Source organism: Pseudomonas sp. H2_D02 (assembly GCF_054677635.1).
Genome location: NZ_CP162816.1, coordinates 1393781 through 1416547, shown reverse-complemented (window position 1 = coordinate 1416547; position 22767 = coordinate 1393781). Strand labels below are relative to the sequence as shown.

Here is a 22767-nt window from a genome sequence, read left to right as displayed (position 1 = left end):
CTTGCCCTCCCAGATCGGGAGGGCAAGACTTACCAGGGCATCAATGAAGTGGCCTATGCTCCGGAATGTCGACCAGCGTCAACGTGCAGCCACCATGGCCATTGACTCTCAAGGCTCTCCCATCCGCAACCTTCAAGGCCACCCCAAGCTGTTCCCACGCCGGACGAAAATCCCCTGTTTTAGCGATCGTCAAATCAATGAAGTCCGGACCATATTCAACGGTCCATCGGATCACCAGGCAGCCTCCATCTTTCCACTCATGACTGATGCCGTCATCTTCAAATAACACGCCGCTGGAGGTGCCTGAAGGTGCGGGAAAAATCACCAGCTCGCGACGCCGATCAAGGGCGGGATCGTTAAGCTTGTGGCATTCACCGGTCGGTATAGCAGCGCCCCCTCGTACCAACAAGGGCAAACGTTCCAACGGCGCATCCAGGGAAACGTATTGGCCGCCTTCGTACCAGTCACCGGTGTGCCAGTCGCACCAGCCTGTCGTATTCAGGGGTAGCCATACCTCGCGCTCGCGTGCGCCTTGCTCTACGACGCTGGCGACGAGGACGTCCCGGCCAAGAAGGAACTCGTCGTTTTCCTTGAACGTTTGAGGGTCATGCTCGTGGTCGAGAAACGTTGGTCGCAGAATGGGCTCGTCTTCGTGACTGGCTTGCCACAGCAAGGTGTAGAAATAAGGCATCAACCGGTATCTGAGCCTGATCGCGTCGCGGACCGCATCGGTGACCGAAGGATGCATCCATGGCTCATTGACCGTGCCATCGTCGTTCCAGGAGTGAATGGTGAAGCGTGGATGCATCACACCGTTCTGGACCCAACGGACAAACAGCTCGGGATCCGGCTTGTTGCCGGAGAACCCACCTACATCGTGGCCCACGTTGTACAACCCCGACAGGCTCATGCCCAGGCCCATGCGAGTGTTGTAGCGAAGTGTTTTCCAGTGGGTCCGGTTGTCACCGCTCCAGGTCTGGACATAGCGCTGCATGCCGGCACACCCTGAACGTGAAATAAGGTAGGGCCGTTCTGATGGTGAAAACTGCTGTTGTGCCTCTAAAGACGCTCTCATCATCAGCAATGCCATGACGGGCCGGATATGTTTGATCGCTATCTCGCGCCCGAAGCCATGACAGCGCGCCTCACCGTCCCACACTTCGAATTCATTGTTATCGTTCCACGTGCATTCAATGCCCAGTTCCAGCAGCTGTGATGTGACATTTGACTGCCACCAACCGACAGCGTCCGGGTTGGTGAAGTCCAGATGAGAGCCGTCGTCGTCCCAGAAGACCGACCGCTCTGGCATGTCGTGTTCAGAGTCACCGATGAACATCTTTTGGTGGGCGACCTCGGCGTAGCGCGGGTGGTCCTGCAGCAGGCATGGCTTTATGTTGGCGATCAGCCTGACGCCGGCATCACGGTAGGCCTGGGCAAGCGCCTTGGGGTCCGGGACCTTTTCACGGTTCCAGTTGAACACATAGCGTTTTTCGCCAATGGAGGTGTACCCGGATGACAGCTGAAAAGAGTCACAGGGAATATCGTGCTGACGGCACAGATCAAGAAACTCCAGCAACTGTTCCTGGGCATTATCGGCATCGGTATAACGCATGGTTGAGCCGCTGTAGCCCAGGCTCCATTTAGGCAGGAACAAGGTGCGTCCGGTCAGGCGAACGAAAGCCTTCGTCACATCCAGTACGCGGGGGCCTGCAAGTACCCAGTAGTCGAGGTCACCGGCATCCGCCTTGTACCGACGATAGGGTCGGTGATAGTTATCCAGCTCGTTCCCCAGATCAAACAGGCTGGTGTTCAGGTTGTCATAAAACATCCCGAAGCTGGCGTGCTCCTGGTGCGTGATGACAAAGGGAATATGCTTGTACAGCGGGTCGGTGCTCGCAGCGTCATAACCCATTGCATCCAGGTTACGCATTTCAAAACGTTTGTCGGCGCGATTCAAATCGCCGGTTTTTTCGCCGAGCCCGTAATAGCGATGTTCCGGCGCGCGAAGCTGGTAATGCTCCAGGCCTTCACCATGAGCATCAAGCAAATAAGCACCGGTGGGCCGATCCGAGACCAACGGCCTCCAGTCCTGGCCATCATGGTATTCCCACTGTAGCCACAGCGGTTGATGCACCGTGATGCGTAGTTTTTTGGTCGTGAGTACCAACCGATCCTGACCTTCTTCGACCCGGTACGTGGGCAAAGAGAAATCCGCCAACGACTCGCGGGCCCGGCCCTCCCAGGCAACGTCCTCCCGGGGCGCGATGCTCCAGGTCCGATCCAGTGCCAACGTGCCAGCCCGCATGAGCAGGACACGCGCCAAACCGTCTTCGAGGATATGGATTCTGAAGAGATGCCGGCCCTCGACCAGGAGCTCGACGTAGCCTTTTTCCTGGGCCTGTAGCGTCCAGACTTTAAGTGACTTCATTGTGCACGCACCGCTTTTGATTTGGACGTTCTGTCCGCGATAAACAAAATCATGAAAAACGCACCTATAAAATCAAAGAGCCCCATCGCAATGAACAATGGGTTGAACCCTATCTTGTCCACGCTGACACCGATGATCAGCGAGAAAAGAAAGCTGGCAATCCAGGCGCATGAACCTCGCATTCCGTTCACCGTTGCCAGCTCATCCCGATCAAACGTTTCGACGACCAGTGCGCTCAACATGCAGGAAATAATCTGGTGGCCAAAACCGCCAAGCGAAATAAGCGCTATCGCAACATAGGGGTCTTTCACCTGGGTCATCACGGCGAGCGAAAACATCAGGAACGCGCCGGTGATTGAACTGGCGACGATCGAGTTCACCCGGGTGCATTTGAAAAAACGATGGTAAGCGCGTGACAGATAACCGCTGGCGATACTGCCCAGATCCGCCGCCAGAAACGGAACCCAGGCAAACAGTACGATTTGCTTGAGGTCCATTCCTCTTTCGTTGGCCAGATACAGCGGCACCCAGAAACTCATGACGGCCCATGCCGGCTCTGCCATGAAGGCAGGAAGCGCGATACCGTAGAATCGCTTGTCCCGGCCGATCTTCTTCAACGCCTTGAAAAATGGCATTTGCTGGCCAATTTTTTCGCCATCTTGTTGGATATGCTGCAACTCATCGGGCGATAAGCGCGGGTGGATATCAGGGGCGTGGTAGAGCCACGCCCAGACGGCGGCCCAAATCAGGCCGATCCCCCCGGAAATCAGAAATGCGCCCTGCCAGCCCAGGGATACATGGGCCAGGTAGATGATGGGGGGCGCGAGCATCGCCCCCAGGGAAAAGCCAACCCCCGCCCAGCCTGCTGCGACAGGTCGTTCCTTTTTCGGAAACCAGTCCCCTATCGCCTTGGCATTGGCCGGTGTGGCCGCGGCCTCCGAAGCGCCCATGAAAAAACGCAGGATCGCCAGATGTACCCAACTCGCAGCCCCGGCATGAAGCAGGCACATCACCGACCATACGACGGCGCATATCACGAAGCCGAGCTTGAGCCCGATCGCATCGATCAGCCAGCCGCAGATGGGCTGGAAAACGGTATAGGCCAGTTGAAACGAGGCGACCACCCACGAGTACTGTTCAGTCGACATGCTGAACGTGGTCTTTAGTTCCGGCGCCAGGATGCCCAGGGAATTGCGGGTTATATAGTTGACGGTGACGCCGAGCAAAAACAGGGACAGCATCCACCAACGCAAATGCGGGATGAATTTTAGCTTGGCCGAAAGTCGAGCATTGCGTTCGATATCGATAGTCATCAATTCTTCGCCTGTCGCCGGATTTTCCGGCGTGTTGTTTTTATTTGAGGCTTGAACGCTATGGCACTGCTCATGGCTCGTACAGAAGCAAGCATGTATGGATTTACATTCCTCTCCAGCGCAGCTCGGCAGAAACCCAAGGACGCTAGGATTGGTGGCCCTTTTCTGCTATGAAAGCCTTTACATAAATTGTCTCAATGGATAAGCCGCGATGGGGAAATTACGCATTGCTGAAATCGCGGCACAGACGGGCCTGTCCATCGCGACGGTGTCGCGAGTGCTTGCTGGCAAATCGAATACCCGTCCGGCCACGAGAGAAAAAGTATTGGCGGCGGCTCGTCAGCAGGGCGTGCTGGAAGACCTCGCCAATGGTCGCTTCCTGCTCAACGGGCTGACCATTTTCGCGCCCTCGCGGGCCTTCAACGTACGCGCTGATATCTTCTATTACAAAGTCATCCAGGGCATCACGCAGGCGGTCGCGCAACATGACGTTCGCGTCCGCTACTGCGAGCTTGAAGAGGTCGACAGCGACGCCTTGTTGTTTCTGGAAAAGATGAACCAGAAGGACACCGGTGCGGCGATCCTGATTGGTATCGATGATCCGCACATACACCAACTGGCGGCCGACCTCAGCAAGCCGACGGTGCTGATCAACTGCATCGATCGCAGCATGCGCCTGCCCTCGATATCGCCCGACCACTTTCTAATCGGCCACTATTCGATCAATTATCTGTTTCAAATGGGGCACCGAAATGTCCTGACGCTCCAGTGCCTCAGGCGGTACACGATGGATCTGCGAATACGTGGAATTCGTGATGCATGGAAGGAGCAAAATCTCGAATTTGTCGAAGCAAAACACCTGATGGTTGCCGAGGGTTTCGGCAGTGCTGAATCTGAGGCGCGGATAGCGACCTTCTTGGAAAACTGCGCACCTGACGACCGACCGACTGCCATTCTGGCCGGGGGTGATTTCATGGCGGCCGGGGCCGTTAAAGCGCTGCAGAATGCTGGCTTGAGGGTTCCCCAGAATGTTTCAGTGATGAGCATGGACGGGTTCAACCTGGCCGACATCAACGACATACCGCTCACCACCCTTCACGTGCCCCGCGATGAATTGGGCGCAGAAGCGATCAGGGTCTTGAGGCAGCAGCTGTTCGAACCGCGATCGCCTTGTGGCAATCTTCTTCTCGGTGGCCAACTCATCACCGGCAGCTCAGTGCGACGCATCAAGCACAGCGCCAAGCAGACGCCGGTCTATCAGAAGATTATTTATGACTGATCGATTCGCGGTTTTGCACAGAGCGAAAAAAACCCTCCTGGCTTTGCAGCGAAGAGGTTTTTTTATCGAACTTGAAGTGTCAGTGAGCGAGGAGCCTCATCGACTGATACCACTGAGTCCTAGAACGGAATATCGTCGTCAAAGCTGTCGAAATCCGGAGCCGGTTGCGGCGCGGCCTGTTGTGGGGCCGGGCGCTCGCGTTGTGGCTGTGGCGCCGACTGCGGGCGAGGCGCTTGCTGGCGCGGAGCCGACTGCTGGTAGTTGTTGCCGCCCTGCTGCTGGTCGCCTTGCGGACGGCCACCGAGCAATTGCATGGTGCCTTGCATGTCGACCACGATTTCGGTGGTGTAGCGCTTGATACCGTCCTTTTCCCACTCGCGGGTCTGCAGCTTGCCTTCGATGTAGACCTGTGAACCCTTGCGCAGGTATTCGCCGGCAATCTCAGCCACTTTGCCGAACATCGACACGCGGTGCCACTCGGTCTTCTCGACCTTCTGGCCGGTTTGCTTGTCGGTCCATTGTTCGCTGGTCGCCAGGCTCAGGTTGGTCACGGCGTTGCCGTTAGGCAGGTAGCGAACTTCTGGATCCTGGCCGCAAGTACCGACCAATATGACTTTGTTAACCCCACGGGCCATAACGTTCTCCTAGGCTTCGCACGCTGCCGGGGCCGGGTTGTTCACCAGGCGCTCGAGCGTCGCACGATCCAATAATTCGGTGTCCAGTTTGATATACACGGCCGCCTCGTCGGCGACCACCACTGCATCGGTTACTCCCACGACGGCCCTGAGGCGCTCGGCCAGGCCTGCTTCGCGGATGGCTTCGGGCGACAACGGCAAGCGCAGGCTCGTCACATACGGAGGTTCGCGCATGGTAACAGCAAAGGCCAACCAAAGTGCAGCCAGCGCGGCACATCCCAGGAACACAACCGACAAACCGCCATGCTGGAACAACCAGCCGCCGAGGATGCCGCCCAGTGCCGAACCCAGGAACTGGCTGGTGGAATAAACCCCCATCGCCGTGCCCTTGCCGCCCGCCGGAGAAACCTTGCTGATCAACGACGGCAGTGACGCCTCGAGCAGGTTGAACGCAGTGAAGAACACTACCGTGCCGATCACCAAGGCCCGCAGGCTGTCGCCGAACTGCCAGAAGAATAGCTCAGTGAGCATGAGCGTCACGACGGCGCCGAGTAAAACTCGTTTCATTTTGCGTCGCTTCTCGCCATAGATGATGAACGGGATCATGGCGAAAAACGAAATCAGCAATGCCGTCAGGTAGACCCACCAGTGCTGCTCCTTGGGCAGGCCGGCCTTTTCCACCAGCGCCAGCGGCAGGGCCACGAAGCTGGACATCAGCATGGCGTGGAGTACGAAGATGCCCAGGTCCAGGCGCAGCAGGTCGGGATGCTTGAGTGTCGGCACCAGCGCCTGGCGGGCGACTCCGGATTCGCGATGCTGCAACGGCCCGGTGGAACGCGGCACGATGACCGCTACGATGAGGATACCCACCAACGCCATCGCGCCAGTGGCCAGGAACAGACCCGACAAGCCAAAGGCTCGCGTCAACAACGGTCCTACGACCATGGCGACGGCGAACGACAGACCAATCGTCATGCCGATCATCGCCATGGCTTTTGTCCGATGCTGTTCGCGGGTCAGGTCTGACAGCAATGCCATGACAGCGGCGGAAATAGCACCCGCGCCTTGCAGGATCCGTCCGGCGATCACGCCCCAGATCGAGTCCGCGTTCGCCGCCAACACGCTGCCGAGGGCGAACACGATAAGCCCCAGGTAAATGACGGGACGTCGACCGATACGGTCGGAAATGATCCCGAAAGGGATCTGGAAAATCGCCTGGGTCAGGCCGTAGGCGCCGATCGCCAGCCCAATGAGGGCCGGGGTCGCGCCCGCCAGGTCCATGCCATAGGTCGCCAGTACCGGCAACACCATGAACATGCCCAGCATGCGAAAGGCGAACACCAGGGCCAGACCGCTTGCCGCGCGGGTCTCGCCGCTACTCATGCGTTCGCTGTGGGGATCGTGCATGGAAAAACCTCGTGTGAACCGGCGGGGATTCTACCAGTCCCATCGATTGAGGGGGTATATGGCGACCGTTTGCCGCGCAGTCTTCATGTATGACGCTTGATAGTGTGTATCCATCCAGTATTTACCCGTATACTCCTACGTTTTCGATGCCCGCCGAGCGAGGCCACTTTGGACAAGATCCTGATTCGTGGGGCCCGTACCCACAACCTGAAGAACATCGACCTGACCCTGCCACGGGACAAGCTGATCGTCATCACCGGCCTGTCCGGATCCGGCAAATCATCGCTGGCTTTCGACACCTTGTACGCCGAAGGCCAGCGACGCTATGTCGAATCGCTGTCGGCCTACGCCCGGCAGTTCCTGTCGATGATGGAAAAACCCGACGTCGACACCATCGAAGGCCTGTCGCCGGCGATCTCCATTGAACAGAAGTCGACCTCCCACAACCCACGGTCGACAGTCGGCACGATCACCGAGATCTACGACTACCTTCGCCTGCTCTATGCGCGCGTCGGTGTTCCCCGCTGCCCCGATCATGACATTCCACTGGAAGCCCAGACCGTCAGCCAGATGGTCGACCTCGTGCTGGCCCAGCCCGAAGGCAGCAAGCTGATGCTCCTGGCGCCGGTCATCCGCGAGCGCAAGGGCGAGCACCTGATGGTCTTCGAAGAGCTGCGCGCCCAGGGGTTCGTTCGTGCGCGGGTCAACGGCAAATTGTGCGAGCTCGACGAGCTGCCGAAGCTGGATAAACAGAAGAAGCATTCCATCGATGTGGTGGTGGACCGCTTCAAGGTCCGCGCCGATCTCCAGCAACGCCTGGCCGAGTCCTTCGAGACCGCGTTGAAGCTGGCCGACGGCATCGCCCTGGTGGCGCCGATGGACGACGAGCCTGGCGAGGAGATGATCTTTTCCGCGCGCTTCGCCTGCCCGATCTGCGGCCATGCGATCAGCGAACTGGAGCCCAAGCTGTTCTCCTTCAACAACCCGGCTGGCGCCTGCCCGACCTGCGACGGCCTGGGGGTCAAGCAGTTCTTCGACACCAAGCGCCTGGTCAATGGCGAACTGACCCTGGCCGAAGGCGCGATTCGTGGCTGGGACAGGCGCAACGTCTACTACTTCCAGATGCTTGGGTCGCTGGCAGCCCACTACAAGTTCAGCCTGGACAAGCCGTTCAGCGAGCTGCCCGCCGACCAGCAGAAATTCATCCTGCACGGCAGCGGCTCGCAGAATGTCGACTTCAAATACCTGAACGACCGTGGCGATATCGTCAAGCGCTCGCATCCGTTCGAAGGCATCGTGCCGAACCTGGAGCGGCGCTATCGCGAAACCGAATCGGCCAGCGTGCGCGAAGAACTGGCCAAGTTCCTCAGCACCCAGCCCTGCCCCGATTGCCGCGGCACCCGCTTGCGTCGAGAAGCGCGACATGTGTGGGTCGGCGAGAAGACGCTGCCGAGCGGTGACCAACCTGCCGATTGGCGATGCCACCGATTATTTCGGCGGCTTGAAACTCACCGGTCGTCGTGGCGAAATCGCCGACAAGATCCTCAAGGAAATCCGCGAGCGCCTGCAATTCCTGGTGAATGTCGGGCTGGATTACCTGACCCTCGATCGCAGCGCAGACACCTTGTCCGGCGGCGAAGCCCAGCGTATCCGCCTTGCCAGCCAGATCGGCGCCGGCCTGGTGGGTGTCATGTACATCCTCGACGAACCGTCCATTGGCCTCCACCAGCGGGATAACGACCGCCTGCTCGGAACCCTGAAGCACCTGCGGGATATCGGCAACACGGTCATCGTCGTAGAGCATGACGAAGACGCGATTCGCCTGGCGGACTACGTGGTGGACATCGGCCCGGGCGCGGGCGTCCACGGTGGGCACATTGTCGCCCAAGGCACTGCCGCCGAAGTCATGGCGCACCCCGACTCGCTGACCGGCAAATACCTGTCGGGCCGGGTGAAGATCAAGGTTCCGGCCAAGCGCACGCCACGCAACAAGAAACTGTCGCTGACCCTCAAGGGTGCCCGCGGCAACAACCTGCGCAACGTCGACCTGGAGATCCCGATTGGCCTGCTCACGTGTGTCACCGGCGTGTCAGGTTCCGGCAAGTCGACGCTGATCAACAACACGCTGTTCCCGCTCAGTGCCACCGCCCTGAACGGCGCCACGACCCTGGAAGCCGCCGCTCACGACAGCATCAAGGGCCTGGAGCACCTGGACAAGGTCGTCGACATCGACCAAAGCCCGATCGGTCGTACGCCGCGCTCCAACCCGGCGACCTACACCGGGCTGTTCACCCCGATCCGCGAACTGTTCGCCGGCGTACCGGAGTCCCGCTCACGGGGTTACGGCCCGGGGCGTTTCTCGTTCAACGTCAAGGGTGGGCGCTGCGAGGCCTGCCAGGGCGATGGCCTGATCAAGGTGGAAATGCACTTCCTGCCTGACATCTACGTGCCATGCGATGTGTGCAAGAGCAAGCGTTACAACCGCGAGACCCTGGAGATCAAGTACAAGGGCAAGAACATCCACGAGACCCTGGAGATGACCATAGAAGAGGCCCGGGTGTTCTTCGACGCGGTACCGGCTTTGGCGCGCAAACTCCAGACGTTGATGGATGTAGGGCTGTCGTACATCAAGCTCGGGCAGTCGGCAACGACCTTGTCCGGCGGCGAGGCGCAGCGGGTCAAGCTGTCGCGCGAGCTGTCCAAGCGCGATACCGGCAAGACGCTGTATATCCTCGATGAGCCGACCACCGGTTTGCACTTCGCCGATATCCAGCAGTTGCTCGATGTACTGCATCGTCTTCGCGATCACGGCAACACCGTGGTGGTCATTGAACACAACCTGGACGTGATCAAGACCGCTGACTGGCTGGTGGACCTGGGCCCGGAAGGCGGTTCCAAGGGCGGCCAGATCATTGCCGTAGGGACGCCGGAGCAGGTGGCGGAGATGAAGCAGTCCCACACCGGGTATTACCTCAAGCCACTGCTGGAGCGTGATCGGGACTGATTCTCCCTGGCACAAAAAAGCCCCTGTCATCTCATCGATGGCAGGGGCTTTTTGTTCGTTTCCTGTAGGAGCGAGCTTGCTTCTACAATGACCACATCAGAACTGCGACTGCAGGTAGTTTTCCAATCCGATCAGCTTGATCAGGCCCAACTGCTTCTCCAGCCAGTAGGTATGATCTTCTTCGGTATCGTTGAGCTGGATACGCAGGATCTCGCGGGTCACGTAGTCGTTGTGCTGCTCGCATAACTCAATGCCTTTGCACAGCGCGGCGCGAACCTTGTATTCCAGGCGAAGGTCGGCGGCGAGCATGTCGGGCACGGTGGTCCCGACGTCCAGGTCGTCCGGGCGCATCCGCGGCGTGCCTTCGAGCATAAGGATCCGGCGCATCAACGCATCAGCGTGCTGTGCCTCTTCTTCCATCTCATGGTTGATACGTTCGTAGAGCTCGGTAAAACCCCAATCCTCGTACATCCGCGAATGGATGAAATATTGATCACGGGCTGCCAGCTCGCCGGTCAGCAACGTGTTGAGGTAATCGATTACGTCTGGGTGACCTTGCATCGCCCTACATCTCCACAAGCTTTGAAAGGCTCTAGTTTGAACCAAGCAGACTGCAAGGTCACTCGTCTAGCGCAACAAAAGTGAAGAAAATCCAAGAAAAGCAGGTTAAATAACGCAAAAACCGCCCTAATGAGGGCGGTTCTGCTTCTCGTTTAGACTTAGTTAAGCTGTACGCCCAGCGCCTTTGCGATACCTTCTCCGTAAGCAGCGTCTGCCTTGAAGAAATGCTGCAGTTGGCGATCAACCACATCCGCCGAAACGCCACCCATCGCGCCAGCAACGTTGCTGATCAGCAGCGCTTTCTGCTCGTCGCTCATCAAGCGGAACAGCGCGCCAGCGTGGCTGTAGTAGTCAGTGTCTTCGCGGTGATCATAACGATCCGCCGCACCGCTGAGGGCCAATGCCGGCTCCGCATAATGCGGTGCCTGCTTCGGCGCTTCGACATAGCTGTTAGGCTCGTAGTTGGGAGCCGCGCCACCATTGCTGCCGAACGCCATCGCGCCGTCACGCTGGTAGGTATTGACCGGGCTGCGCGGCGCATTCACCGGCAATTGCTGGTGATTGGTACCCACGCGGTAGCGGTGTGCATCGGCGTAGGCAAATACGCGGCCCTGCAGCATGCGATCAGGCGAAAGACCCACACCCGGCACCATGTTGCTCGGCCCGAATGCCGCTTGCTCGACCTCGGCAAAGTAGTTCAGCGGATTGCGATTGAGTTCGAGCTCACCGACTTCGATCAGCGGGAATTCCTTCTGTGACCAGGTCTTGGTCACATCGAACGGGTTCTCGTAATGACCCGCAGCCTGAGCCTCGGTCATGATCTGGATGCAAACGCTCCATTTCGGGAAATCACCGCGCTCGATCGCGTTGAACAAGTCGCGCTGGGCATAATCCGGGTCGGTACCCGCCAGGCGAGCGGCCTCGGCCGGTGCCAGGTTCTTGATCCCCTGCTTGGTCTTGTAGTGCCATTTCACCCAGTGACGCTCACCTTGGGCATTGATCAGGCTATAGGTATGACTGCCGAAGCCGTGCATGTGACGGTAGCCGTCAGGAATGCCGCGGTCAGAGAACAGGATGGTGATCTGGTGCAGCGCCTCTGGAGAGTGCGACCAAAAATCCCACATCATCTGCGCGCTTTTGAGATTGCTTTGCGGCAAGCGTTTTTGCGTGTGGATGAAGTCCGGAAATTTCAGCGGATCGCGGATGAAGAATACAGGCGTGTTGTTGCCAACGATGTCCCAGTTGCCTTCTTCTGTGTAGAACTTCAAGGCGAAACCGCGTGGATCGCGCTCGGTGTCAGCGGAGCCGCGCTCACCGCCAACGGTGGAGAAGCGAAGGAAAGTTGGCGTCTGCTTGCCCACCGAATCGAACAGCTTCGCGCTGGTGTATTGGGTGATATCACGGGTTACGGTGAAGGTGCCGTATGCACCTGACCCTTTCGCGTGCACGCGGCGTTCGGGAATGTTTTCGCGGTTGAAATGAGCAAGCTTCTCGATCAGGTGGAAATCATCGAGCAGCAGCGGGCCACGTGGGCCGGCGGAGCGAGAGTTCTGGTTATCGGCGACAGGAGCGCCGCTGGCGGTCGTAAGCGTTTTTATCTGGCTCATGCTCAATTCTTCCTAGGTCGGTCTTCGGACTGCCGGCTAATCGGCTGGAGAGGAGTATTGATCAACAATGTAACGGCCACAAATTTATTAAATTGTGCGTATCAATAGAGAATCTCTACCAACAACCCCAACAGCAATAGTGGCGCCTTGGCCCTATGGAAGCTTGTACGAATAAGCTGTTTTTCTTACGCACACAAAAAACCGGGCACTAGGCCCGGTTCTTTGTTGCAGACTGTCGTCTTACTCGGCGCTTACAGCTTCGTGCGGCAGTAGCACGATCAACCAACTCGACGTACGCCATAGGCGCGTTGTCGCCAGCGCGGAAACCGCACTTGAGGATGCGCAGGTAGCCACCCTCACGGGTAGCGTAACGCTTGCCCAGGTCGTTGAAGAGCTTACCAACGATAGCTTTCGAACGAGTACGGTCGAAAGCCAGGCGGCGGTTAGCCAGGCTGTCTGTCTTGGCCAGAGTGATCAGCGGCTCGGCAACGCGGCGCAGTTCTTTGGCTTTCGGCAGTGTAGTTTTGATCAGCTCGTGCTCGAACAGCGACACCGCCATGTTTTGAAACATGGCCTTGCGGTGCGAGCTGGTGCGGCTCAGGTGACGACCACTTTTACGATGACGCATGGTTCATTCCTTACCAAACACAACGTTCGGTGATTACGACGATCAGGCAGTCGCCTTGTCGTCCTTCTTAAGACTTGCAGGCGGCCAGTTGTCGAGGCGCATGCCGAGGGACAGACCGCGGGAGGCCAGAACGTCCTTGATTTCAGTCAAGGATTTCTTGCCAAGGTTCGGAGTCTTCAACAGCTCTACTTCGGTACGCTGAATCAGGTCGCCGATGTAGTAGATGTTTTCCGCCTTAAGGCAGTTAGCCGAACGTACAGTCAGTTCCAGATCGTCAACCGGGCGAAGCAGGATCGGATCGATCTCGTCTTCCTGCTCGACAACCACTGGCTCACTGTCACCTTTGAGGTCGACGAACGCAGCCAACTGCTGTTGCAGGATGGTTGCTGCACGACGGATAGCCTCTTCAGGATCCAGGGTACCGTTGGTTTCCAGATCAATAACCAGCTTGTCCAGGTTGGTACGCTGTTCGACACGGGCGTTTTCCACCACGTATGCGATACGGCGAACCGGGCTGAACGAAGAGTCAAGCTGCAAGCGACCGATGCTGCGGCTTTCGTCTTCATCGCTCTGACGCGAGTCTGCCGGTTCATAACCACGACCACGAGCTACGGTGAGCTTCATGTTCAGGGCGCCGTTAGACGCCAGGTTAGCGATTACGTGATCGGGGTTAACGATCTCGACATCATGATCCAGCTGAATATCGGCAGCGGTAACCACCCCCGAACCCTTCTTCGACAAGGTCAGCGTAACTTCGTCACGACCGTGCAGCTTGATAGCCAGACCTTTAAGGTTCAACAGGATTTCAATTACGTCTTCCTGTACACCTTCGATGGCGCTGTACTCGTGGAGCACACCGTCAATCTCGGCCTCGACTACTGCACAGCCGGGCATTGAGGACAACAGGATGCGGCGCAGCGCGTTGCCCAGGGTGTGGCCGAAACCACGCTCGAGAGGCTCGAGTGTGATCTTGGCGCGGGTTGGACTGACAACCTGCACATCAATATGGCGGGGTGTCAGGAACTCATTTACCGAAATCTGCATGGATGCACCTATTTTCTAGCCCTTACTTGGAGTAGAGCTCGACAATCAGGCTTTCGTTGATGTCGGCGGACAGATCACTGCGAGCAGGAACGTTCTTGAAAACGCCCGACTTCTTCTCAGTGTCTACTTCTACCCATTCTACGCGGCCACGTTGGGCACACAGATCGAGAGCTTGGACAATGCGAAGTTGGTTCTTTGCTTTCTCGCGAACAGCAACCACGTCACCAGCACGAACCTGGTAGGACGGAACGTTTACGGTCTGGCCGTTAACGCTGATCGACTTGTGCGATACCAGCTGACGGGATTCGGCACGAGTAGAACCGAAACCCATACGGTATACAACGTTGTCCAGGCGGCATTCGAGCAGTTGCAACAGGTTTTCGCCGGTTGCGCCTTTCTTGCCAGCAGCTTCTTTGTAGTAGCCGCTGAATTGACGCTCGAGAACGCCATAGATACGGCGGACCTTCTGCTTTTCACGCAGTTGGGTGCCGTAGTCGGACTGGCGACCGCGGCGTTGGCCGTGGATACCAGGTGCTGCTTCAATGTTGCACTTCGATTCGATCGCGCGCACGCCGCTCTTCAGGAAGAGATCGGTGCCTTCGCGACGAGCGAGTTTGCATTTTGGACCAATGTAACGAGCCATTCTTTACAATCTCCTGGATTACACGCGGCGCTTCTTCGGCGGACGGCACCCGTTGTGCGGGATTGGCGTCACGTCGGTGATGCTGGCGATCTTGTAGCCACAGCCGTTCAAAGCGCGGACTGCGGATTCACGACCTGGACCTGGACCTTTGACGTTGACGTCGAGGTTTTTCAGGCCGTATTCCAGCGCAGCTTGACCAGCACGCTCAGCAGCTACTTGAGCAGCGAACGGGGTGGACTTGCGGGAACCGCGGAAACCCGAACCACCGGAGGTAGCCCAGGAAAGAGCGTTACCTTGACGGTCGGTAATGGTCACGATGGTGTTGTTAAAAGAAGCATGGATGTGGGCGATGCCATCAACCACTGTCTTTTTAACTTTTTTACGAGGACGAGCAGCAGGTTTTGCCATGATTAAATTCCTGTCGATTCGCTGGGGCGATTACTTGCGGATCGGCTTACGCGGACCTTTACGGGTACGCGCGTTGGTCTTGGTACGCTGACCGCGTACTGGCAGACCACGACGATGACGCAGACCGCGATAGCAACCGAGGTCCATCAAGCGCTTGATTTTCATGTTGATTTCGCGACGCAGGTCACCTTCAGTGGTGAACTTCGCCACTTCGCCACGCAGCTGTTCAATTTGCTCGTCGCTCAGATCCTTGATCTTTGCCGCTGGGTTAACCCCAGTCACTGCACAAATTTTCTGTGCAGTAGTGCGACCAACACCATAGATGTAGGTCAGCGAGATAACAGTATGCTTGTTATCTGGAATGTTGACGCCTGCAATACGGGCCATTCAGTGGGACTCCAATTGACAGCTACCTACGCCCCGGAAGCCAAGAAATAGGGCGCGAGATAATATCGCTGTAATAACAAATAATCAACCCGGCAGCGCACTAGCTGCCGGGCTTAAAGCACAATCACACTCAGCCTTGGCGCTGTTTGTGACGCGGTTCCGCGCTGCAAATTACCCGAACAACACCTTCGCGGCGAATAATCTTGCAGTTACGGCACAGCTTTTTCACCGATGCACGAACTTTCATCACCAACTCCTCGAACCTTATGGACGCTACTCAGCGCAACATGCCGCTGCCGTAGCCCTTCAGGTTGGCTTTCTTCATCAGGGATTCGTACTGGTGCGAAACGAGGTGCGATTGTACTTGGGACATGAAGTCCATCACAACCACGACCACGATCAGCAACGAGGTCCCGCCAAGGTAGAACGGTACGTTTGCCGCAACCACCAGGAACTGGGGAAGCAGGCAGACGGCCGTCATGTAAAGAGCACCGAACATGGTCAAGCGAGTCAGAACGCCATCAATGTAGCGCGCAGACTGCTCACCAGGACGGATGCCCGGAATAAAGGCACCGGACTTCTTCAGGTTTTCCGCTACGTCTTTCGGATTGAACATCAACGCCGTATAGAAGAAGCAGAAGAAAATAATCCCTGCACTAAACAGCAGAATATTCAACGGCTGACCAGGAGCGATCGACTGCGAGATGTCCTGCAACCAGCCCATACCTTCAGACTGGCCGAACCAGGCACCCAACGAAGCCGGGAACAGCAGGATGCTGCTCGCGAAAATGGCCGGGATAACGCCGGCCATGTTCACCTTCAACGGCAAGTGGCTGGTCTGCGCAGCAAACACCTTGCGGCCCTGCTGACGCTTGGCGTAGTGAACAGCAATACGACGCTGGCCACGCTCAATGAACACCACGAAACCGATAATCGCTACTGCCAGCAAACCGATGGCAACCAAGGCAAAAATGTTGATATCGCCCTGACGCGCAGACTCGAAAGACTGCCCGATTGCTCTCGGAAGACCGGCGACGATACCTGCGAAAATCAACATCGAGATACCGTTGCCAACACCACGCTCAGTAATCTGCTCACCCAGCCACATCATGAACATTGCGCCCGCCACAAACGTGGTTACCGCAACGAAATGGAAGCTAAAGTCACCAGTGAACGATACGCCCTGCCCAGCCAGGCCAATGGACATGCCAATGGCTTGAACGAGAGCGAGGACGACAGTGCCGTAGCGGGTGTACTGGCTGATCTTGCGACGGCCAGCTTCACCTTCCTTCTTCAACTGCTCCAGCTGCGGGCTGACGGCGGTCATCAACTGCATGATGATCGATGCCGAGATGTACGGCATGATCCCCAATGCAAAAATGCTCATCCGTTCCAGCGCGCCGCCGGAAAACATGTTGAACAAGCTAAGAATGGTCCCCTCATTCTGTCGAAACAGGTCCGCGAGTCGGTCCGGGTTGATACCTGGAACCGGGATGTGTGCGCCTATTCGGTAGACGATAATCGCCAGGAACAGAAAACGCAGACGAGCCCAGAGTTCAGACATACCGCCTTTGCCGAGCGCAGAGAGAGCACCTTGCTTAGCCATTTATTCCTCGAACTTGCCGCCAGCTGCTTCGATAGCCGCACGCGCACCTTTGGTGGCGCCGATTCCCTTTCCGATGGTGACAGCACGAGCAACTTCGCCCGACAGCATGATTTTCACACGCTGTACGTTCTGGTTGATCACGTTGGCATCCTTCAGGGACTGCACGGTGACGATGTCGCCGTCCACTTTGGCCAGTTCGGACAGACGCACTTCTGCGCGGTCCATGGCTTTCAGGGAAACGAAACCGAACTTCGGCAGGCGACGATGCAGCGGCTGTTGACCGCCTTCAAAGCCTGGAGCAATAGTGCCACCGGAGCGGGAGGTCTGACCTTTGTGGCCACGGCCACCGGTCTTGCCCAAACCACTACCGATACCACGGCCCGGACGATGCTTTTCGCGACGGGAACCCGGCGCTGGACTCAGATCATTGAGTTTCATCGATTAACCCTCGACACGCAGCATGTAGTAAGCCTTGTTGATCATCCCGCGATTCTCGGGAGTATCCAGGACTTCTACAGTGTGACCGATGCGACGCAGACCCAGACCCTTAACGCACAGTTTGTGGTTAGGGATGCGGCCGGTCATGCTTTTGATCAGCGTAACTTTTACGGTAGCCATGATCAGAAGATCTCCTTGACGCTTTTGCCACGCTTGGCGGCAATGGATTCAGGAGACTGCATTGCTTTCAAACCCTTGAAAGTGGCGTGAACCACGTTTACAGGGTTAGTCGAGCCGTAGCACTTGGCCAGAACGTTCTGAACGCCAGCAACTTCGAGGACAGCACGCATAGCGCCGCCAGCGATGATACCGGTACCTTCAGAAGCAGGCTGCATGTACACCTTCGAAGCGCCATGGGCGGACTTCATTGCGTACTGCAGAGTGGTGCCGTTCAGATCAACCTGGATCATGTTGCGGCGAGCAGCTTCCATTGCCTTCTGGATCGCAGCAGGCACTTCACGCGACTTGCCACGGCCGAAGCCAACACGGCCCTTACCATCACCCACCACGGTCAACGCGGTGAAAGTGAAGATACGGCCGCCTTTAACGGTTTTGGCTACGCGGTTAACTTGAACCAGCTTCTCGATGTAGCCTTCGTCGCGCTTTTGGTCGTTATTTGACATAACTTAGAACTCCAGCCCAGCTTCACGAGCAGCATCAGCCAGCGCCTTGACGCGGCCGTGGTACTTGAAGCCAGAGCGGTCGAAAGCCACCTGCGAGACGCCAGCGGCTTTAGCACGCGTAGCGACCAGCTGGCCAACCTTAGTGGCCGCGTCGATGTTGCCAGTGGCACCATCACGCAGTTCTTTATCCAAAGTCGAGGCACTTGCCAGGACTTTGTTGCCGTCGGCCGAAATGACCTGGGCGTAGATGTGCTGCGACGAGCGGAACACGCAGAGACGCACGACTTCGAGTTCGTGCATTTTCAGGCGTGCTTTGCGAGCGCGACGCAGTCGAGTAACTTTTTTGTCGGTCATTTGCTATGCCCTACTTCTTCTTGGCTTCTTTACGACGGACGACTTCGTCCGCGTAGCGCACACCCTTGCCTTTGTACGGCTCTGGTGGACGGAAGTCGCGGATCTCGGCGGCCACTTGACCTACCAGCTGCTTGTCGATGCCCTTGATCAGGATATCGGTCTGGCTAGGAGTCTCAGCGGTGATGCCTTCCGGCAGTTCATAATCCACTGGGTGCGAGAAGCCAAGAGCCAGGTTCAGCACTGTGCCTTTTGCTTGCGCTTTGTAACCAACACCGACCAGCTGGAGCTTGCGCTCGAAGCCTTGGCTTACGCCTTGGACCATGTTGTTTACCAACGCACGAGTGGTACCAGCCATTGCGCGAGTCTGTTGATCGCCATTGCGAGCAGCGAAACGCAGCTCACCAGCTTCTTCAACGATCTCAACGGACGAATGGATGTTCAGTTGCAGAGTGCCCTTGGCACCCTTCACCGAAAGCTGTTGGCCTGCGAATTTGACTTCGACACCGGCTGGCAGCTTAACGGGGTTCTTAGCGACGCGTGACATGCTTATCCCCCCTTAGAACACAGTGCAAAGAACTTCGCCGCCGACACCGGCAGCGCGCGCAGCACGATCCGTCATCACACCTTTGTTGGTGGAGACGATAGACACGCCCAGGCCGCCACGAACTTTCGGCAGATCCTCAACGGACTTGTACTGACGCAGGCCAGGACGGCTAACGCGCTTCACTTCCTCGATGACCGGACGGCCTTCGAAGTACTTCAGCTCGATGGACAGCAGAGGCTTGATTTCGCTGCTGATCTGATAACCCGCAATGTAACCTTCGTCCTTCAGGACTTTGGCAACAGCTACCTTCAACGTAGAAGATGGCATGCTTACGACGGACTTTTCAGCCATCTGGGCATTACGGATACGAGTTAGCATGTCCGCTAACGGGTCCTGCATACTCATGGGCTAGACGCTCCTAATACACAAAAAATTAGCCTTTCGGCTAGTACGTGTCGCCGAGCGCATCCGCGCAATAAAAACACGGGCTCAGGCGAGCCGGGTATTCTAGACACACCCCAGAAATGAATCAAGCCCCAAAAGGGGCTTGATTCAAGTTCAAGGCCACCGATGGTCAGGATCTTGCGACCCCGAACATCGTGACTTTGACAGTGCTTACCAGCTGGCTTTAACCAGACCTGGAACGTCACCACGCATAGCAGCTTGACGCAGCATGTTACGGCCGAGGCCGAACTTGCGGTACACGCCGTGCGGACGACCAGTCAGGCGGCAGCGGTTACGCATGCGCGAAGCGCTCGCGTCACGTGGCTGCTTCTGCAGTGCTACGGTAGCTTCCCAACGCGCTTCTGGACTTGCGTTCAGATCAACGATGATAGCTTTCAGCGCTGCACGCTTGGTGGCGTACTTGGCAACGGTGAGCTGACGCTTCAGCTCACGGTTCTTCATGCTCTTCTTGGCCATTGTCCTACTCCAATCAGTTGCGGAACGGGAATTTGAAAGCACGCAGCAATGCGCGACCTTCTTCATCCGTCCGAGCAGTGGTGGTCAGGGTAATGTCCAGACCGCGGAGAGCATCGATCTTGTCGTAATCGATTTCCGGGAAAATGATCTGCTCTTTTACGCCCATGCTGTAGTTGCCACGACCATCGAAGGACTTGGCATTCAGGCCGCGGAAGTCGCGAACCCGAGGCAGGGAGATCGACAGCAGACGATCCAGGAACTCGTACATACGCTCACGGCGCAGGGTCACCTTGACGCCGATCGGCCAACCTTCACGGACTTTAAAGCCAGCGATGGATTTCCGAGCGTAGGTCACGACGACTTTCTGGCCGGTGATCTTTTCCAGGTCGGCAACAGCGTGCTCGATGACTTTTTTGTCGCCGATCGCTTCGCCCAGACCCATGTTCAGGGTGATTTTGGTAACGCGCGGAACTTCCATCACGTTCGAAAGCTTAAGTTCTTCCTTAAGTTTCGGTGCGATTTCCTTCCGGTAAATCTCTTTTAGTCGTGCCATGGTCTTCTACCTAGCAGTGTTCAAGCATCAACCGCTTTTTGGGTCGACTTGAAGACACGAATTTTCTTACCGTCTTCTACTTTGAAACCAACGCGGTCAGCCTTGTTGGTTTCGCCGTTGAAAATGGCGACGTTGGAAGCGTGCAGTGGCGCTTCTTTCTCGACGATACCGCCCTGTACGCCCGACATCGGGTTAGGCTTGGTATGACGCTTGACCAGGTTCAGACCACCAACAACCAGACGGTTGTCAGCAAGAACCTTCAGCACCTTACCGCGCTTACCCTTGTCTTTGCCGGCGATCACGATGATCTCGTCGTCACGACGAATCTTTTGCATGTCGGATCTCCTTACAGCACTTCTGGGGCGAGCGAGACGATCTTCATGAACTTCTCAGTACGAAGTTCACGGGTCACTGGCCCAAAGATACGGGTGCCGATTGGCTCTTGCTTGTTGTTCAACAGAACAGCAGCGTTGCCATCAAAGCGGATGATGGAGCCGTCAGCACGACGAACACCGTGGCGAGTGCGGACTACAACAGCAGTCATCACTTGACCTTTCTTCACCTTACCGCGAGGAATTGCTTCCTTGACGGTAACTTTGATGATGTCACCGATACCAGCGTAACGACGATGGGAGCCACCCAGCACCTTGATGCACATAACGCGGCGAGCGCCGCTGTTATCGGCCACATCGAGCATGGATTGAGTCTGAATCATATAATTTCTCCGACCCCTAGCCCTTAGACTTCCACAGCGCGTTCGAGAACATCAACCAGCGCCCAAGATTTGGTCTTGGCCATCGGACGAGTTTCACGAATAGTGACCTTGTCGCCGATGTGGCACTGATTGGTTTCGTCGTGCGCGTGCAGCTTAGTCGAACGCTTAACGTATTTACCGTAGATCGGGTGCTTAACGCGACGCTCGATCAGAACGGTGATGGTTTTGTCCATCTTGTCGCTGACAACACGGCCAGTCAGCGTACGGACAGTTTTTTCGGCTTCAGCCATGATCACTTACCTGCCTGCTGGTTGAGCACAGTTTTCACGCGAGCGATGTCACGCTTAACTTGCGAGAGCAGATGAGACTGCCCCAACTGGCCAGTTGCTTTCTGCATGCGCAGATTGAACTGGTCGCGCAGCAGGCCGAGCAGTTGCTCGTTCAGCTGCTGTGCGGATTTTTCACGAAGTTCATTCGCTTTCATCACATCACCGTCCGTTTAACAAAGGAGGTGGCGAGCGGCAGCTTTGCAGCAGCCAGGGCGAAAGCCTCACGCGCCAGCTCTTCAGAAACACCCTCGATTTCATACAGGACTTTGCCTGGCTGAATCTGGGCAACCCAGTACTCCACGTTACCCTTACCTTTACCCATCCGAACTTCGAGTGGCTTCTTGGTGACAGGCTTGTCCGGGAATACACGGATCCAGATCTTGCCGCCACGTTTTACGTGACGGGTCAGAGCACGACGCGCTGACTCGATCTGACGAGCGGTGAGACGACCACGAGCAACAGACTTCAGCGCGAACTCGCCGAAGCTGACTTTGCTACCGCGCAATGCCAGGCCACGGTTATGACCGGTCATCTGCTTGCGGAACTTCGTACGCTTTGGTTGCAACATTTGGCGTACCCCTTACTTAGCAGCTTTTTTACGAGGCGCTGGTGCTTGTGGCTTCAGTTCTTCTTGGCGACCACCAATTACTTCGCCTTTGAAGATCCAAACCTTTACACCGATCACACCGTAGGTGGTGTGAGCTTCGTAGTTGGCATAGTCGATGTCGGCACGCAGGGTGTGCAGTGGCACACGACCTTCGCGATACCATTCAGTACGTGCGATTTCAGCACCGCCGAGACGACCGCTCACTTGGATTTTGATGCCTTTGGCACCAATGCGCATTGCGTTCTGTACAGCGCGCTTCATAGCGCGACGGAACATTACACGACGCTCCAGCTGCTGAGCTACGCTCTGCGCAACCAGCATACCGTCGAGTTCCGGCTTGCGGATCTCTTCGATATTGATGTGCACAGGCACACCCATTTGCTTGGTCAGGTCCTGACGCAGTTTCTCAACATCTTCACCTTTCTTCCCGATAACGATACCTGGGCGAGCGGTGTGGATGGTGATACGTGCAGTCTGAGCCGGACGATGGATATCGATACGGCTGACGGACGCGCTTTTTAGTTTGTCTTGGAGATACTCACGCACCTTCAGATCAGCGAACAAGTAGTCCGCATAAGTCCGACCGTCTGCGTACCAGACGGAGGTGTGCTCCTTGACGATTCCCAGGCGAATGCCAATGGGATGTACTTTCTGACCCATCTCTTCGACTCCG

The 22767-nt window shown here is 56.9% G+C and carries 28 protein-coding genes and 1 pseudogene; 2 read left to right on the top strand and 27 right to left on the bottom strand.

What is annotated here, in order from left to right; genetic code table 11:
• Positions 1 to 40: 40 nt before the first annotated feature.
• A complete protein-coding gene (locus AB4N42_RS06480) occupies positions 41 to 2428 on the bottom strand; it encodes a glycoside hydrolase family 31 protein (RefSeq protein WP_460115981.1) in 2388 nt (795 codons plus the stop codon).
• Positions 2425 to 3741 (bottom strand): MFS transporter, encoded by a 1317-nt coding sequence (locus tag AB4N42_RS06475; protein WP_030140486.1) that lies wholly within the window; start codon positions 3739 to 3741, stop codon positions 2425 to 2427. The genes AB4N42_RS06480 and AB4N42_RS06475 overlap by 4 nt, the downstream gene beginning before the upstream one ends.
• 211 nt (positions 3742 to 3952) lie before the next feature.
• On the opposite strand from AB4N42_RS06475, the gene AB4N42_RS06470 reads away from it, so the two are divergent.
• Positions 3953 to 5020: a LacI family DNA-binding transcriptional regulator gene (locus tag AB4N42_RS06470; RefSeq protein ID WP_460115980.1), complete on the top strand. Its 1068-nt coding sequence runs from the start codon at positions 3953 to 3955 to the stop codon at positions 5018 to 5020.
• Positions 5021 to 5139: 119 nt separating this feature from the next.
• Here the strand turns inward: AB4N42_RS06470 and AB4N42_RS06465 are convergent, their stop codons facing one another.
• Together AB4N42_RS06465 and AB4N42_RS06460 are read right to left on the bottom strand one after the other, a co-directional pair.
• On the bottom strand, positions 5140 to 5655 hold the full coding sequence (locus AB4N42_RS06465) for a single-stranded DNA-binding protein (RefSeq protein WP_024778338.1): 516 nt from the start codon (positions 5653 to 5655) through the stop codon (positions 5140 to 5142).
• 9 nt (positions 5656 to 5664) lie between these two features.
• Positions 5665 to 7062 (bottom strand): MFS transporter, encoded by a 1398-nt coding sequence (locus tag AB4N42_RS06460; RefSeq protein ID WP_460115979.1) that lies wholly within the window; start codon positions 7060 to 7062, stop codon positions 5665 to 5667.
• A 168-nt stretch (positions 7063 to 7230) separates the two neighbouring features.
• On the opposite strand from AB4N42_RS06460, the pseudogene uvrA reads away from it, so the two are divergent.
• Positions 7231 to 10066 (top strand): annotated as a pseudogene (uvrA, locus tag AB4N42_RS06455) (excinuclease ABC subunit UvrA).
• Between the two features lie 96 nt (positions 10067 to 10162).
• Here uvrA and bfr read toward each other — a convergent pair.
• The 23 genes from bfr to rpsC all read right to left on the bottom strand — a co-directional run bounded on the left by bfr (position 10163) and on the right by rpsC (position 22754).
• Positions 10163 to 10627 (bottom strand): bacterioferritin, encoded by a 465-nt coding sequence (gene bfr / locus AB4N42_RS06450; RefSeq protein WP_003186005.1) that lies wholly within the window; start codon positions 10625 to 10627, stop codon positions 10163 to 10165.
• Positions 10628 to 10785: 158 nt separating this feature from the next.
• Positions 10786 to 12234, bottom strand: a complete 1449-nt coding sequence (locus tag AB4N42_RS06445; protein ID WP_030140490.1) for a catalase — start codon at positions 12232 to 12234, stop codon at positions 10786 to 10788.
• A 208-nt stretch (positions 12235 to 12442) separates the two neighbouring features.
• Complete coding sequence (rplQ, locus tag AB4N42_RS06440; protein WP_460115978.1) at positions 12443 to 12862, bottom strand: 50S ribosomal protein L17; 420 nt, start codon at positions 12860 to 12862, stop codon at positions 12443 to 12445.
• 42 nt (positions 12863 to 12904) lie between these two features.
• Entirely contained in the window at positions 12905 to 13906 is a 1002-nt protein-coding gene (locus tag AB4N42_RS06435) for a DNA-directed RNA polymerase subunit alpha (protein WP_003186012.1), read from the bottom strand.
• A gap of 22 nt (positions 13907 to 13928) precedes the next feature.
• Positions 13929 to 14549, bottom strand: a complete 621-nt coding sequence (gene rpsD / locus AB4N42_RS06430; RefSeq protein WP_003176404.1) for a 30S ribosomal protein S4 — start codon at positions 14547 to 14549, stop codon at positions 13929 to 13931.
• Positions 14550 to 14567: 18 nt separating this feature from the next.
• The gene (gene rpsK, locus AB4N42_RS06425; protein WP_002555466.1) at positions 14568 to 14957 is read right to left on the bottom strand and encodes a 30S ribosomal protein S11; all 390 of its coding nucleotides are present in this window, start codon (positions 14955 to 14957) and stop codon (positions 14568 to 14570) included.
• Between the two features lie 30 nt (positions 14958 to 14987).
• Positions 14988 to 15344 carry a 30S ribosomal protein S13 gene (rpsM, locus tag AB4N42_RS06420; protein WP_003186020.1) on the bottom strand — a complete coding sequence of 119 codons (357 nt, stop codon included), beginning with the start codon at positions 15342 to 15344 and terminating at the stop codon, positions 14988 to 14990.
• A gap of 130 nt (positions 15345 to 15474) precedes the next feature.
• Positions 15475 to 15591 carry a 50S ribosomal protein L36 gene (gene rpmJ, locus AB4N42_RS06415; RefSeq protein WP_002555468.1) on the bottom strand — a complete coding sequence of 39 codons (117 nt, stop codon included), beginning with the start codon at positions 15589 to 15591 and terminating at the stop codon, positions 15475 to 15477.
• A gap of 30 nt (positions 15592 to 15621) precedes the next feature.
• Positions 15622 to 16950 carry a preprotein translocase subunit SecY gene (gene secY / locus AB4N42_RS06410; protein WP_030140491.1) on the bottom strand — a complete coding sequence of 443 codons (1329 nt, stop codon included), beginning with the start codon at positions 16948 to 16950 and terminating at the stop codon, positions 15622 to 15624.
• The gene (gene rplO / locus AB4N42_RS06405; protein WP_003186032.1) at positions 16951 to 17388 is read right to left on the bottom strand and encodes a 50S ribosomal protein L15; all 438 of its coding nucleotides are present in this window, start codon (positions 17386 to 17388) and stop codon (positions 16951 to 16953) included.
• A gap of 3 nt (positions 17389 to 17391) precedes the next feature.
• A complete protein-coding gene (rpmD, locus tag AB4N42_RS06400; RefSeq protein WP_003186033.1) occupies positions 17392 to 17568 on the bottom strand; it encodes a 50S ribosomal protein L30 in 177 nt (58 codons plus the stop codon).
• Between the two features lie 2 nt (positions 17569 to 17570).
• Positions 17571 to 18071: a 30S ribosomal protein S5 gene (gene rpsE / locus AB4N42_RS06395; RefSeq protein WP_003186035.1), complete on the bottom strand. Its 501-nt coding sequence runs from the start codon at positions 18069 to 18071 to the stop codon at positions 17571 to 17573.
• 3 nt (positions 18072 to 18074) lie between these two features.
• On the bottom strand, positions 18075 to 18425 hold the full coding sequence (gene rplR / locus AB4N42_RS06390) for a 50S ribosomal protein L18 (protein WP_003186037.1): 351 nt from the start codon (positions 18423 to 18425) through the stop codon (positions 18075 to 18077).
• 10 nt (positions 18426 to 18435) lie between these two features.
• Complete coding sequence (gene rplF, locus AB4N42_RS06385) at positions 18436 to 18969, bottom strand: 50S ribosomal protein L6 (protein WP_003186039.1); 534 nt, start codon at positions 18967 to 18969, stop codon at positions 18436 to 18438.
• Between the two features lie 12 nt (positions 18970 to 18981).
• On the bottom strand, positions 18982 to 19374 hold the full coding sequence (rpsH, locus tag AB4N42_RS06380) for a 30S ribosomal protein S8 (RefSeq protein WP_017848802.1): 393 nt from the start codon (positions 19372 to 19374) through the stop codon (positions 18982 to 18984).
• Between the two features lie 210 nt (positions 19375 to 19584).
• A complete protein-coding gene (gene rpsN, locus AB4N42_RS06375; protein WP_003186042.1) occupies positions 19585 to 19890 on the bottom strand; it encodes a 30S ribosomal protein S14 in 306 nt (101 codons plus the stop codon).
• Positions 19891 to 19903: 13 nt separating this feature from the next.
• Positions 19904 to 20443 carry a 50S ribosomal protein L5 gene (gene rplE / locus AB4N42_RS06370; protein ID WP_030140492.1) on the bottom strand — a complete coding sequence of 180 codons (540 nt, stop codon included), beginning with the start codon at positions 20441 to 20443 and terminating at the stop codon, positions 19904 to 19906.
• 20 nt (positions 20444 to 20463) lie between these two features.
• A complete protein-coding gene (rplX, locus tag AB4N42_RS06365; protein ID WP_003186046.1) occupies positions 20464 to 20778 on the bottom strand; it encodes a 50S ribosomal protein L24 in 315 nt (104 codons plus the stop codon).
• Positions 20779 to 20789: 11 nt separating this feature from the next.
• Positions 20790 to 21158 carry a 50S ribosomal protein L14 gene (rplN, locus tag AB4N42_RS06360; protein WP_002555479.1) on the bottom strand — a complete coding sequence of 123 codons (369 nt, stop codon included), beginning with the start codon at positions 21156 to 21158 and terminating at the stop codon, positions 20790 to 20792.
• Between the two features lie 23 nt (positions 21159 to 21181).
• Positions 21182 to 21448: a 30S ribosomal protein S17 gene (rpsQ, locus tag AB4N42_RS06355; protein WP_003194644.1), complete on the bottom strand. Its 267-nt coding sequence runs from the start codon at positions 21446 to 21448 to the stop codon at positions 21182 to 21184.
• 2 nt (positions 21449 to 21450) lie between these two features.
• Entirely contained in the window at positions 21451 to 21642 is a 192-nt protein-coding gene (rpmC, locus tag AB4N42_RS06350) for a 50S ribosomal protein L29 (protein ID WP_002555481.1), read from the bottom strand.
• Complete coding sequence (gene rplP, locus AB4N42_RS06345) at positions 21642 to 22055, bottom strand: 50S ribosomal protein L16 (protein WP_003186052.1); 414 nt, start codon at positions 22053 to 22055, stop codon at positions 21642 to 21644. Before rplP ends, rpmC begins: the two co-directional genes overlap by 1 nt.
• A gap of 12 nt (positions 22056 to 22067) precedes the next feature.
• A complete protein-coding gene (rpsC, locus tag AB4N42_RS06340; RefSeq protein ID WP_003176422.1) occupies positions 22068 to 22754 on the bottom strand; it encodes a 30S ribosomal protein S3 in 687 nt (228 codons plus the stop codon).
• Positions 22755 to 22767 lie beyond the last annotated feature (13 nt).

Bases quoted from the DNA above. Each gene is read 5' to 3' on its own strand.
- AB4N42_RS06465 (WP_024778338.1), bottom strand. From the start codon at position 5,655: ATGGCCCGTGGGGTTAACAAAGTCATATTGGTCGGTACTTGCGGCCAG.
- AB4N42_RS06470 (WP_460115980.1), top strand. From the start codon at position 3,953: ATGGGGAAATTACGCATTGCTGAAATCGCGGCACAGACGGGCCTGTCC.
- rpsN (WP_003186042.1), bottom strand. From the start codon at position 19,890: ATGGCCAAGAAGAGCATGAAGAACCGTGAGCTGAAGCGTCAGCTCACC.
- AB4N42_RS06435 (WP_003186012.1), bottom strand. From the start codon at position 13,906: ATGCAGATTTCGGTAAATGAGTTCCTGACACCCCGCCATATTGATGTG.
- rpsK (WP_002555466.1), bottom strand. From the start codon at position 14,957: ATGGCAAAACCTGCTGCTCGTCCTCGTAAAAAAGTTAAAAAGACAGTG.
- rplO (WP_003186032.1), bottom strand. From the start codon at position 17,388: ATGAAACTCAATGATCTGAGTCCAGCGCCGGGTTCCCGTCGCGAAAAG.
- rpmD (WP_003186033.1), bottom strand. From the start codon at position 17,568: ATGGCTACCGTAAAAGTTACGCTGATCAAAAGCATGACCGGCCGCATC.
- AB4N42_RS06445 (WP_030140490.1), bottom strand. From the start codon at position 12,234: ATGAGCCAGATAAAAACGCTTACGACCGCCAGCGGCGCTCCTGTCGCC.
- rpsM (WP_003186020.1), bottom strand. From the start codon at position 15,344: ATGGCCCGTATTGCAGGCGTCAACATTCCAGATAACAAGCATACTGTT.
- rpsE (WP_003186035.1), bottom strand. From the start codon at position 18,071: ATGTCAAATAACGACCAAAAGCGCGACGAAGGCTACATCGAGAAGCTG.
- rpsD (WP_003176404.1), bottom strand. From the start codon at position 14,549: ATGGCTCGTTACATTGGTCCAAAATGCAAACTCGCTCGTCGCGAAGGC.
- rplE (WP_030140492.1), bottom strand. From the start codon at position 20,443: ATGGCACGACTAAAAGAGATTTACCGGAAGGAAATCGCACCGAAACTT.
- rplF (WP_003186039.1), bottom strand. From the start codon at position 18,969: ATGTCACGCGTCGCTAAGAACCCCGTTAAGCTGCCAGCCGGTGTCGAA.
- rpsC (WP_003176422.1), bottom strand. From the start codon at position 22,754: ATGGGTCAGAAAGTACATCCCATTGGCATTCGCCTGGGAATCGTCAAG.
- rplN (WP_002555479.1), bottom strand. From the start codon at position 21,158: ATGATTCAGACTCAATCCATGCTCGATGTGGCCGATAACAGCGGCGCT.
- rpmJ (WP_002555468.1), bottom strand. From the start codon at position 15,591: ATGAAAGTTCGTGCATCGGTGAAAAAGCTGTGCCGTAACTGCAAGATT.
- rplQ (WP_460115978.1), bottom strand. From the start codon at position 12,862: ATGCGTCATCGTAAAAGTGGTCGTCACCTGAGCCGCACCAGCTCGCAC.
- AB4N42_RS06475 (WP_030140486.1), bottom strand. From the start codon at position 3,741: ATGACTATCGATATCGAACGCAATGCTCGACTTTCGGCCAAGCTAAAA.
- rplP (WP_003186052.1), bottom strand. From the start codon at position 22,055: ATGTTGCAACCAAAGCGTACGAAGTTCCGCAAGCAGATGACCGGTCAT.
- AB4N42_RS06480 (WP_460115981.1), bottom strand. From the start codon at position 2,428: ATGAAGTCACTTAAAGTCTGGACGCTACAGGCCCAGGAAAAAGGCTAC.
- rpmC (WP_002555481.1), bottom strand. From the start codon at position 21,642: ATGAAAGCGAATGAACTTCGTGAAAAATCCGCACAGCAGCTGAACGAG.
- AB4N42_RS06460 (WP_460115979.1), bottom strand. From the start codon at position 7,062: ATGCACGATCCCCACAGCGAACGCATGAGTAGCGGCGAGACCCGCGCG.
- rplR (WP_003186037.1), bottom strand. From the start codon at position 18,425: ATGACCGACAAAAAAGTTACTCGACTGCGTCGCGCTCGCAAAGCACGC.
- rpsQ (WP_003194644.1), bottom strand. From the start codon at position 21,448: ATGGCTGAAGCCGAAAAAACTGTCCGTACGCTGACTGGCCGTGTTGTC.
- bfr (WP_003186005.1), bottom strand. From the start codon at position 10,627: ATGCAAGGTCACCCAGACGTAATCGATTACCTCAACACGTTGCTGACC.
- rplX (WP_003186046.1), bottom strand. From the start codon at position 20,778: ATGCAAAAGATTCGTCGTGACGACGAGATCATCGTGATCGCCGGCAAA.
- secY (WP_030140491.1), bottom strand. From the start codon at position 16,950: ATGGCTAAGCAAGGTGCTCTCTCTGCGCTCGGCAAAGGCGGTATGTCT.
- rpsH (WP_017848802.1), bottom strand. From the start codon at position 19,374: ATGAGTATGCAGGACCCGTTAGCGGACATGCTAACTCGTATCCGTAAT.